The organism is Pseudidiomarina sp. WS423 (genome assembly GCF_050750165.1).
Lineage (GTDB): Bacteria > Pseudomonadota > Gammaproteobacteria > Enterobacterales > Alteromonadaceae > Pseudidiomarina > Pseudidiomarina fusca.
In genome coordinates, this window is record NZ_JBOJLN010000034.1 from 1 (window position 1) to 3,703 (window position 3,703).

At 42.3% G+C, this 3,703-nt stretch carries 5 protein-coding genes; all 5 read left to right on the forward strand.

Annotation, left to right across the window (positions count from 1 at the left end; genetic code table 11):
* Positions 1-644, forward strand: a 644-nt coding sequence (locus ACQ661_RS12580; protein WP_431668577.1) for an RHS repeat-associated core domain-containing protein, incomplete at its 5' end; no start/stop codon positions are given.
* Positions 637-1,098: a hypothetical protein gene (locus tag ACQ661_RS12585; protein ID WP_153827224.1), complete on the forward strand. Its 462-nt coding sequence runs from the start codon at positions 637-639 to the stop codon at positions 1,096-1,098. The genes ACQ661_RS12580 and ACQ661_RS12585, both read left to right, overlap by 8 nt.
* A 186-nt stretch (positions 1,099-1,284) precedes the next feature.
* Complete coding sequence (locus tag ACQ661_RS12590; RefSeq protein ID WP_257119949.1) at positions 1,285-2,490, forward strand: IS256 family transposase; 1,206 nt, start codon at positions 1,285-1,287, stop codon at positions 2,488-2,490.
* Between the two features lie 82 nt (positions 2,491-2,572).
* Positions 2,573-3,385, forward strand: coding sequence for a hypothetical protein (locus tag ACQ661_RS12595; RefSeq protein ID WP_153827414.1), 813 nt, complete (start codon positions 2,573-2,575; stop codon positions 3,383-3,385).
* Between the two features lie 67 nt (positions 3,386-3,452).
* Positions 3,453-3,703: transposase (locus tag ACQ661_RS12600; protein ID WP_431668578.1), on the forward strand; the 251-nt coding region annotated here is incomplete at its 3' end.

Genomic DNA, 3,703 nt, shown 5'->3' on the forward strand with positions numbered 1-3,703 from the left:
ACGACGACATCGGATACACTGGCCATAAGTACGATAATGACTTAGGCCTGAGTTATATGCAGGCACGATACTATGATCCAGTTATCGGTCGTTTCTATTCGAATGATCCGGTTGGATTCAAAGATATACATAGCTTTAATAGGTATGCGTATGCGAATAACAATCCATATAAATATGTAGATCCAGATGGAAGGGAAGTATCAGTTGCTGCAAATTTACAAAAGGACTATAACGCAGCTAAAACTTATTTAACTTCAAAATCCAGCATAGCTAAGTCTTACTTCAATAGAATCGAAAGTAGTAGACAAACGGTTAGAATTGAAAGGACAAATGGCGGCTCTGAATCAACTGTTGGTGATCCTGTTATGGGCGACAAAATTGATTGGAACCCTCAAGAGGGATTAATTACAAGTGATGGTTCTCAATCACCAGCTACGGGACTTATTCACGAAATAATACACGTGTTAGTGAACGAAGCTGGAGTTCCGAATGAACAACAGGATCAGACTACAATTTTGAAAGAAAATGCAGTTAATTCACAAACTGGCGAAGGGACAAGGCGAGATCACAATGACGGTACTGTAGAAACTGTAAGTGGCCCGACTTGCAGGTCAACAGAAGATGGAGGCGAGGTTTGTGGTTAGGTTAAAGTATATTATTTTAACAATTATAGTTTTGCTTCAAGGATGTGGCGAATCTGGTCTGGTTGATATTTATTATGACGGATTTTGGACAAAGCATAGGGTTTATCAAAGTGAAGCTCAACTTGAAGAAAGCGCCAAAATAAAAATCACAAAACTAGATATAAAATTACTTTCTGATGAGGCATCAACATATCTTTTTGATAACTTTGGTGTAAACAACAAAGCCAAGATACCGGAAGACATAGTATTTATGGCTCTAATTCGCTCTCTAGATGGAAAATTAGAAAGAAAAATTATTGGAGACAGTATTTATCTTTATGACGTTACTAATAACTTGTTTAAAGTTTTGGACGATGATCAAAAAGATTACTTAAGGTGCTTTTTCACTAAACATGCGAGTGAACCAGTAATTGACGAAAAATTAGAAAGTCATTGTGCAAAGTATAAAATTTGACCTCACAGCCCCTTCGCGGGGCTTTTTTGTGGCCAATCGGAAATTGTTAACAACGCAGAAAGGACTGGCTGGTGTTGTATTCAAGCTTGTGTCTATCTGTGTAATAGCGGTTATATGTGGAAGGTGGAGAGTGTAAAAATATCTGTGTAAATGGCATTCTTAACAATATCGAAGAAGGATATCAGAATGCCAATATCAGACAAACTCATCGACCAGCTGCTTGACGGCTGTGATTCCCCAGAAGACATCTTAGGCGAAGCCGGCCTACTCAAACAGCTTACCAAGAAGGTGGCAGAGCGGGTGCTAGAGGCTGAAATGGAAGCTCATTTAGGCTACGCACCAAATGACTCAGCCGGCAACAACAGCGGCAACTCTCGTAATGGTAAAACCAAGAAAACTGTTCGTAGCATCAATGGCGATGTCGAACTAGATATTCCTCGTGACCGTAACGGTAGTTTTGAGCCCAAGTTAGTTCGCAAAGGCGAACGCCAGCTGAATGGATTTGATGAGCGCATCATAGCATTGTATGCGCGTGGCATGACTACTCGTGACATTCAAGCATACCTTGAAGAAGCCTATGGTGTTGAAGTCTCGCCGACGTTCATTTCTCAGGTGACCAACGCCGTCATGGACGAGGTCAAGGCCTGGCAGCATCGTCCGTTGGCAAAGCTGTACCCAGTTGTTTACCTTGATTGTCTAGTCGTTCGCAGCCGTGATTCTGGTGTTGTACAGAATAAGTCAGTGTACCTAGCGCTTGGCATCAACACTGACGGTGAAAAAGAGCTGCTCGGGCTGTGGATGGCTCAAACTGAAGGCGCTAAATTCTGGCTATCGGTAATGAACGAGCTGAAAAACCGTGGTGTAGACGATATCTTCATTGCCTGCTGCGATGGCCTTAAAGGCTTCCCTGAAGCCATTGAGGCGGTTTACCCGAAGACTCAAGTGCAACTGTGCATTGTGCACCAAATTCGCCACTCTCTGCGGTACGTAAACTGGAAACAGCGCAAGACTATTGCCGCTGATTTAAAACTCATTTATGGCGCGGCTACTCGCGCTGAAGCCGAGCAGGCACTAGAAAATTTCGCCTCGACATGGGACTCTGAGCATCCCACCATCAGCCGCTCATGGCGGGCAAACTGGGAGCGCTTAAGTGTGTTCTTCGACTACCCAGTTGAGATACGCAAGGCCATTTATACCACCAATGCCATTGAGTCGCTGAATGCGTCACTGCGCAAAATCAGCAAAACTCGCCGGTCGTTCCCTAACGACGAAGCCGTCATGAAGGTGCTGTACTTGGCCTTGCATCAGGCTTCAAAAAAGTGGACTATGCCCATACGCAACTGGAAGCCAGCGATGGCACAGTTCGAGATTATATATCAGGATCGGATTTAACAGTGAAATCAGCCATTTACACAAAATCTTTTACAGTCTCTTAACAAAAGGAGAGCGAGTCGCTGACTCGCCTCTTCCACTTATGTTAAAATTTATTTCACTTTTTATAACAATTTTAGTTATTACTGCGTGCGCTCAACAGGTAAGACTTGGTAGTGGGCACGTACTTCGTATTTATGAGAGCGAGATTGAAATCAATTCGTGGTATCGCAACAACGAAGAAAAAATTTTAATAAGTAACCTAAAACATATCCGGCTAGACAGTTTATTCAGCATAAACGCTGAAAATTATAATCTCTCTTTCTATTCTACGAGGGCTATCTCTGAATGCTTCAAGACAGAGGATTCACTAGAAACGAAAGTTGCCTCACTTATATCTGAGCAATTCTCTCCTTTGCTCAACGGACATTCGCTACATGTCAATTTTTTACCCAAGTCAAACTTCGATATAGTCAGCAAAAAAAGGGTAGATAGCCCTGATCCATTAGCCTTTGTGTTTCCAGTAGATATTTCAAAAGAATGTAGTCAATCGCTTATTGCGAGCGCTTTCAAAGATACAATAAGGACAATAGTCCATGAATTATTTCATCTTCACACGTACAAAAATAAACTTCCTTTTAGCAACTTAGAGGGAGAGGTCCTGGCCTACCAAGCTGAGTACTGCAACAATGTATTCGCAGCAAATACTACGCATTTCTATCTCAATGAAGATGGTCAGACCACCCCACAAAAATTGAATAGCAGTTCGATTTCTATTCAAGCTAGCTATATCTTCCAAGATTTCCTTGAAGATACGTACAATCGAGTCTACTCGTTGACCGATGTAAGCGAGCAAGACAAGGTTTCACTCATGATTCAAGAGGTATGTAATAGTGTTACTCAAATGGTCTACTAACTTGTGATCCGTACCAGTACTTTTGGACACCGAGCTAAGTGAGTAAAATCACTTAACGAGGTGAATCATGAAAGCAAATAAAACACGCAAAGTCCACACACAAGAATTTAAAGCAGAAGCCCTGAAATTAGCTGAAAGAATAGGCGTTGCAGCGGCGGCTAGAGAACTAAAAGTCTACGAATCCCAGCTGTACAGTTGGCGGACTGCGGCGCAAAAAAAATCTAGCACGAGCGCCAGAGAAGCAGAGCAAGTCGCTGAAATTACTCGATTAAAACGTCAATTAGCTGAACAGGCAGAGGACCTAGCCATATTAAAAAT